The 7,347-nt window shown below is 65.9% G+C and carries 4 protein-coding genes; all 4 read right to left on the reverse strand.

Annotated elements, in window-relative coordinates; translation table 11 throughout:
* Positions 1 to 16: 16 nt before the first annotated feature.
* Positions 17 to 3,799: a nitrate reductase subunit alpha gene (locus tag H537_RS0101560; protein ID WP_028996517.1), complete on the reverse strand. Its 3,783-nt coding sequence runs from the start codon at positions 3,797 to 3,799 to the stop codon at positions 17 to 19.
* A 41-nt stretch (positions 3,800 to 3,840) separates the two neighbouring features.
* Positions 3,841 to 5,226: a NarK family nitrate/nitrite MFS transporter gene (locus H537_RS0101565; protein WP_028996518.1), complete on the reverse strand. Its 1,386-nt coding sequence runs from the start codon at positions 5,224 to 5,226 to the stop codon at positions 3,841 to 3,843.
* A 109-nt stretch (positions 5,227 to 5,335) separates the two neighbouring features.
* A complete protein-coding gene (locus H537_RS0101570; RefSeq protein ID WP_051241493.1) occupies positions 5,336 to 6,622 on the reverse strand; it encodes an MFS transporter in 1,287 nt (428 codons plus the stop codon).
* Between the two features lie 545 nt (positions 6,623 to 7,167).
* On the reverse strand, positions 7,168 to 7,347 hold a 180-nt coding region (locus tag H537_RS50275), incomplete at its 5' end, for a transposase (protein WP_028996520.1).

The raw sequence follows: 7,347 nt of genomic DNA on the forward strand, positions 1-7,347 counted from the left end.
TCTTTTCGCGTGCGGGTCAGGCGTGTGCGGCCGCAACCGGCTCGTCATCCAGCCAATCGACCTTGGCCATCTTGCGCACCACGACGAACTCGTCGCGGTTGGTGCCGATGGTCCCGTAGTAGTTGAAGCCGTAGCTGTACTGGGCGTAGCCGCCGATCATGTGCGTGGGCTTGGTGACGATGCGCGTCACCGAGTTGTGGATGCCCCCGCGCGTGCCGGTGATCTCGGCCCCCGGCGTGTTGATGATCTTTTCCTGCGCGTGGTACATCAGCACCATGCCCTCGTTCACGCGCTGGCTCACCACCGCGCGCGCCGCGATGGCGCCGTTGGCGTTGAAGAGCTCGACCCAGTCGTTGTCCACGATGCCGGCCTTCTTCGCATCCACCTCGCTCAGCCAGATGACGGGGCCGCCGCGATTGAGCGTCAGCATCATCAGGTTGTCGCTGTACGTGGAGTGGATGCCCCACTTCTGGTGCGGCGTGATGAAGTTGAGCGCGATCTCCTTGTGCCCGTTGGGCATGCGCTCCATCACCGGGCTCACGGCCTTGAGGTCCACCGGCGGGCGGTAGGCGACGAAGCCCTCGCCGAAGGCGCGCATCCAGTCATGGTCCTGGTAGAACTGCTGGCGCCCGGTGAGCGTGCGCCAGGGAATCAGCTCGTGCACGTTGGTGTAGCCGGCGTTGTACGAGACCTTCTCGCTCTCCAGCCCCGACCACGTGGGCGAGCTGATGATCTTGCGCGGCTGCGCCTGCACGTCGCGGTAGCGGATCTTCTCGTCCTCGCGGTGCAGCGCCAGGTGCGCGTGCTCCAGGCCCGTCTGCTTGGAGAGCGCGTCCCACGCCTTCACCGCCACGTGGCCGTTGGTCTCGGGCGCGAGCATCAGCACGACCTCGGCCGCGTCGATGTCGGACTCGATCTTGGCCATGCCCTTGGACACGCCGCTGTCCTGCACCACGCCGTTGAGCTCGCGCAGCGCCTGCACCTCGTCCTTGGTGTCCCAGCCGATGCCCTTGCCGCCGTTGCCCACCTTCTCCATCAGGGGACCCAGCGCCGTGAAGCGCTTGAAGGTGTTGGGGTAGTCGCGCTCGACCACGGCGATGGACGGGGCCGTCTTGCCGGGGATCAGCTCGCACTCGCCCTTCTTCCAGTCCTTCACGCCGAAGGGCTGCGCCATCTCGGCGGCGGTGTCATGCATCAGCGGCGTGAGCACCACTTCCTTCTCCACGCCCAGGTGGCCGACGCAGACCTCGCTGAACTTCTTGGCGAAGCCCTTGTAGATCTCCCAGTCCGACTTGGCCTGCCACGCCGGGTCCACCGCCGCGGACAGCGGGTGGATGAAGGGGTGCATGTCGGAGGTGTTGAGGTCGTTCTTCTCGTACCAGGTCGCCGTGGGCAGCACGATGTCCGAGTACAGGCAGGTGGTGCTCATGCGGAAGTCGAGCGTGACCACCAGGTCCAGCTTGCCTTCGGGCGCCTTGGCGTGCCACTTCACCTCGGTGGGCTTGGCCTCGTCCACGCCCAGGTCCTTGCCCTGCACGCCGTGCGTGGTGCCCAGCAGGTGCTTCAGGAAGTACTCGTGGCCCTTGCCCGAGGAGCCCAGGATGTTGGAGCGCCACACGAACATGTTGCGCGGCCAGTTGTCCGGGTGGTCCGGGTCCTCGCAGCTCATCTGCAGCGAGCCGTCCTTGAGGCCCTGCACCACGAAGTCCTTGGCGTCCTGGCCCTTGGCGGCGGCCTGCGCGGCCAGCGTCAGCGGGTTGCTGCGCAGCTGCGGCGCGGAAGGCAGCCAGCCCATGCGCTCGGCGCGCACGTTGTAGTCGATCATGCTGCCGCCGAACCGGGCCTTGTCGGCCAGCGGCGAGAGGATCTCGTCGACGCCCAGGCGCTCGTAGCGCCACTGGTCGGTGTGGGCGTAGAAGAAGCTGGTGCTGTTCATCTGGCGCGGCGGGCGCAGCCAGTCCAGCGCGAAGGCCAGCGCCGTCCAGCCGATCTGCGGGCGCAGCTTCTCCTGGCCCACGTAGTGCGCCCAGCCGCCGCCGCTCTGGCCGATGCAGCCGCACAGCATGAGCATGTTGATCACGCCGCGGTAGTTCATGTCGGCGTGGTACCAGTGGTTCATGGCCGCGCCGATGATGATCATCGACTTGCCGCGCGTCTTGTCCGCGGTGTCGGCGAACTGGCGCGCCACGGTGATGGCCTGCTCGCGCGGCACGCCGGTGATGCGCTCCTGCCACGCCGGCGTGTAGGGATGGTCGTCGTCGTAGTCCTTGGCGGCGTTCTCGCCCGGCAGCCCGCGCGCCACGCCGTAGTTGGCGACCAGCAGGTCGAACACCGTGGCCACCAGCGTGCTGCGCTGCTCGCCCTCCTTGCCCAGCCTGATGCGCTGCACCGGCACGGCGCGGCGGATCACGTCGCCGGACTGCTGGTTGGCGTTGAAGTGCGGCGTCTCGATGCCGCCGAAGTATGGGAAGGCGACCATGGCGGTCTCGGCCTCCAGGCCATCGACCTTCTCGCCTTCCAGCGCGCTGAGCTTGAGCTTCACGGCCTGGCCGTGGCGGGCCTCCTTAGCCTCCAGGTTCCACTGGCCCTGCACCTTGCTCCAGCGGAAGCCGATGGAGCCGTTGGGCAGCACCACCTTGCCGCCCTCGTCGATGGCGACGGTCTTCCACTCCGGGTTCTCGGCCTGGCCCAGGTTGCCGTTGAAGTCGCTGGCGCGCAGGTAGTGCGCGGGCACGAGGGCCTTGCTGCCGTCGGCCAGCGTCTGCTCTTCCAGTTGCACCAGCAACGGCAGGTCGGTGTAGCGGCGCGCGTAGTCGTCGAAGTAGCTGCTCCGCTTGTCGAAGAAGAACTCCTTGAGGATGACGTGGCCCATGGCCATGGCCAGGGCGGCGTCGGTGCCCTGCTTGGGGTGCATCCACAGGTCGCACAGCTTGGCGACCTCGGAGTAGTCGGGCGTGACCGCCACGGTCTTGGCGCCCTTGTAGCGGACCTCGGTGAAGAAGTGCGCGTCGGGGGTGCGCGTCTGGGGCACGTTGGAGCCCCAGGCGATGATGAAGTTGGAGTTGTACCAATCGGCCGACTCGGGCACGTCGGTCTGCTCGCCCCAGGTCTGCGGACTGGAGGGCGGCAGGTCGCAGTACCAGTCGTAGAAGCTCATGCACACGCCGCCGATGAGCGACAGGTAGCGCGAGCCCGCGGCGTAGCTGACCATCGACATCGCCGGGATGGGCGAGAAGCCGATGATGCGGTCCGGCCCGTGCTTCTTGGCGGTGTAGACGTTGGCCGCGGCGATGATCTCGTTCACCTCGTCCCAGGTGCTGCGCACCATACCGCCCAGGCCGCGCTGCTGCTGCCATTCGCGCCGCGCGTCGGCGTTCTCGACGATGTTGGCCCAGGCGTCCACCGGGCTCTTGGCCACCGCGCGCGCCGCGCGCCAGTGCTTGAGCAGCCGGCCGCGCACCATGGGGTACTTCACGCGGTTGGCGGAGTACAGGTACCAGCTGTAGGAGGCGCCGCGGGCGCAGCCGCGGGGCTCGTGGTTGGGCAGGTCCGGGCGGGTGCGGGGGTAGTCGGTCTGCTGCGTCTCCCAGGTGACGATGCCGCCCTTGACGTAGATCTTCCACGAGCAGGAGCCCGTGCAGTTGGTGCCGTGGGTGGAGCGCACGATCTTGTCGTGCTGCCAGCGGGCGCGGTAGGCGTCCTCCCACGTGCGGTCTTCGCCCGTGGTGACGCCGTGGCCGGCGGAGAAGCTCTCCTTGGGCTGCGAGAAGTGGGTGAGTCGGTCGAGGAAGTGGCTCATGCTCGTTGCTCGTGGAGTTCGTTACTGCGGGTCGGCCGTGCTCAGCAGGGCATGGGCGCGTTGCGGCGGCTGTAGAACCACCAGGTGACGGCCACGCAGGTGACGTAGAAGGCGATGAAGGCGTAGAGGGCGGCGTCCACCGAGCCGGTCAGGGCGATGGAGCTGCCGTAGCTCTTGGGGATGAAGAAGCCGCCGTAGGCGCCGATGGCCGAGGAAAAGCCCAGCACCGCGGCGGCCTCCTTGTTGGCGTCGCGCACGGCCTGCTCCTGGGCGGCGGGGTTCTGTGCCGCGGCACGCTGGCGCTCGGTCAGGAAGATCACGGGGATCATGCGGAAGGTCGAGCCGTTACCGATGCCCGAGGCCGCGAACAGCACCAGGAAGGAGAGCAGGAAGCCGGCGAAGCTGCCGCCCTGCCCGCCGTGCGGCAGGAACTTGATGACGGCCAGCACGCCGGCGCCCATCAGGAGGAAGGTCCAGAAGGTGACGCGGGCGCCGCCGAGCTTGTCGGCCAGCCAGCCACCCACCGGGCGCACCAGGGCGCCGAACAGCGGGCCCAGCCAGGCGTACTGCAGCGCGTTGACGCCGGGGAACTGGCTCTTGATCAGCAGCGGAAAGCCCGCCGAGTAGCCGATGAAGCTGCCGAAGGTGCCGATGTAGAGCCAGCACATCAGCCAGTTGTGCTTGCGCTTGAAGATGACGGCCTGGTCGGCAAAGGACGCCTTGGCCTCGCTCAGGTCGTTCATGCCGAACCACGCGGCCAGGGACGAGGCGATGATGAACGGTACCCAGATGAAGCCCGCGTTCTGCAGCCACATCGGCACCTGCTGGCCGGCCTTTTCCACCAGCTGCGCCTCGCCGCCCACGCTGCCGAACACGCCGGCGGTGATGACCATGGGCACCACCAGCTGCACCAGCGACACGCCCAGGTTGCCCAGGCCGGCGTTCAGGCCCAGCGCGGTGCCCTTCTTCGCCTTGGGGAAGAAGAAGCTGATGTTGGCCATGGACGAGGCGAAGTTGCCGCCGCCGAAGCCGCACAGGATGGCCAGCAGCGCGAACACCTCGTAGGGCGTCTCGGGGTTCTGCACCGCGAAGCCGATGCCCGTGGCCGGCAGCAGCAGGCTGGCGGTGGAGATCGCCGTCCAGCGCCGGCCGCCCACGATGGGCACCATGAAGGAATAGAAGATGCGCAGCGTGGCGCCGCACAGCGCCGGCAGCGAGGCCAGCCAGAACAGCTGATTCGTGGAGAACTTGAAGCCCACCGTGGGCAGGTTCACCACCACCACCGACCACACCATCCAGACCGCGAAGGCCAGCGTGAGGGCGGGGATGGAGATCCAGAGGTTGCGCTGCGCAACCGACTGGCCGCGGCGCTGCCAGAACGCCGGGTCTTCCGGTGCCCACTGGCCGATGACGTACGAGGAAGCCATGGAACGGTTCCTTTCGTGTGGAACGAGAAGAGGAGGAGAAGAAAAGAGCGCCGCGCGTGAAGGGTGGATGCCGAAGGAGCGGCAGCGCGCGGCGCTTGGAGACTCGGTGTCAGGCGGCCTCAGGGCCCAGGACGGGGCGTTGGCGCACCTCGGTGAAGTACATCCAGATCAGCGAAACCCAGACCACGCCGTAGAGCAGCATGAAAGCGCTGGAGCGCACGCCGGTGAGGTCCATGAGCGCGCCGAACAGGATCGGCAGCAGGAAGCCGCCCAGGCCGCCTGCCAGGCCCACGATGCCGCTGATGGCGCCGATGTTCCTGGGGTAGTCGTTGGCGATGTACTTGAAGACGCTGGCCTTGCCGAAGGCCCAGGCCACGCCCAGCACGGCCATCAGCGCGGTGAAGGTGTAGACGTTGAGGCCGACGTGGAAGGTGCTGGGGCCGTTGACGGTCTGAATGGTGAAGTCGGTCTGCGGGTAGGACAGCAGGAACAGGCAGATCCAGCTCACCCACATCACCCACCAGGTGACGCTGTGGGCGCCGTACTTGTCGGAGAGCCAGCCGCCGATGGCGCGCAGCACGCCGCCGGGCAGCGAGAAGCAGGCCGCCAGCAGCGCCGCAACGCGGATGTCGAGCCCGTACTCGCCGACGTAGTACTGGACCATCCACAGCGACAGGCCCACGTAGCCGCCGAAGACGATGCTGTAGTACTGGCAGTACTTGAGCACCTTCGGGTCCTTGAGCGCCTTGAGCTGGTCCGTGAACTTGACGTTGCTGGACACCAGGTGCGCCGGGTCGGAGTGGCTGAAGAGCCAGAACAGGATGACGGTGCCGAGCATCACGGCGGCGTAGACCTGCGGGACCATGGTCCAGCCGGCGGCGACGACGATGGCCGGGGCGACGAACTTGTTGACGGCCGCGCCCGAGTTGCCGGCGCCGTAGACGCCCATGGCGAAGCCCTGGCGGTTCTTGGGGAACCAGCGCGCGACGTAGGGCGTGCCGACCGAGAAGGAGCCGCCGGCCAGGCCCACGAACAGCCCGATGGCGATGAAGTGCCAGAACTGGGTGGCGTAAGCCATGAGGAAGATGGCCGGCACGGTGCAGGCCATCAGGATCGTCATGACGATGCGGCCGCCGAAGCGGTCGGTCCAGATGCCCAGGGGCACGCGCACCAGCGAGCCGGTGAGCACGGGCGTGGCGGTGAGCAGCCCGAACTCGGTGGCACTGAGGCCCAGCGTCTTCTTCAGCGGGATGCCGATGACGCCGAACATCATCCAGACCATGAAGCACACGGTGAACGCCAGCGTGCTGACCACCAGCACCGACAACGCCTGCCGGCTGCGGGTCGCGGCGACACGCTGCGGCGCCGCGACGGTGGCTGAGACTGGGACGGCCATCTGGAACTCCCCTCGTGGTTCTCTATGGCCGGGACTTTCGGGTTTTTACGGGGGCGGGACTATTCGTCTGTTGGGTGCGTATCAGAAGGAGGAAGGAGGATGGAGCATGAAAGACCATCGTCCAGAAGAACTATGTGAGCGGGCGAAGGCACTCAAGACACCAGAAACCATCCGCAAAGCAAGTACGAGGCTCATATCAGAATGATGAAACTCCTGCCCGCCTTTCTCAATCTCATCGTCCTGGCCATAATTCTGGTGTACTTGACATTTGAATTGACCTACGCTCCGCCGAAGTATTTTTCACCAATCACCATAAAGGCTTTAGCCGTACTTGCCATTCCTTTTGCACTGACACTCATCGGCCTATGCAAGAGGGGATCTCGCACTTTACGCATCATAGGGAGCCACTGAACAATTGCCGCTTCGCGTACGACCGACAGAACTTACGGTCCAACTTTTCACAATATGGCTCAGCTCAGTCTGTTTTTGCTGCTTGACGTCCCTTTTAGGCTGGTTTCTGACCCTTTTCCGGGTCCTGAATCATTTCAGGACGCATCTTGGGCTTGCGGCTTGAGAAGTTTGCTCTTGGCGATCACCAAATTGGCCAGACCGAACAGGCTGTATAGCTGCGCCGTGTTCTTGGCCAGTCCCTTGTAGCGTGCTTTCTTGTGATGGAACAAATTCTTCACCACGTGGAACGGATGTTCGACCCGCGCTCGAATTTG

Origin of the sequence: Azohydromonas australica DSM 1124 (genome assembly GCF_000430725.1) — a bacterium.
In the GTDB taxonomy this organism is placed as follows: domain Bacteria; phylum Pseudomonadota; class Gammaproteobacteria; order Burkholderiales; family Burkholderiaceae_C; genus Azohydromonas; species Azohydromonas australica.

Excerpts from the sequence above, each read along its gene's own strand:
- H537_RS0101560 (WP_028996517.1), bottom strand. The coding sequence starts at position 3,799 with ATGAGCCACTTCCTCGACCGACTCACCCACTTCTCGCAGCCCAAGGAG.
- H537_RS0101565 (WP_028996518.1), bottom strand. The coding sequence starts at position 5,226 with ATGGCTTCCTCGTACGTCATCGGCCAGTGGGCACCGGAAGACCCGGCG.
- H537_RS0101570 (WP_051241493.1), bottom strand. The coding sequence starts at position 6,622 with ATGGCCGTCCCAGTCTCAGCCACCGTCGCGGCGCCGCAGCGTGTCGCC.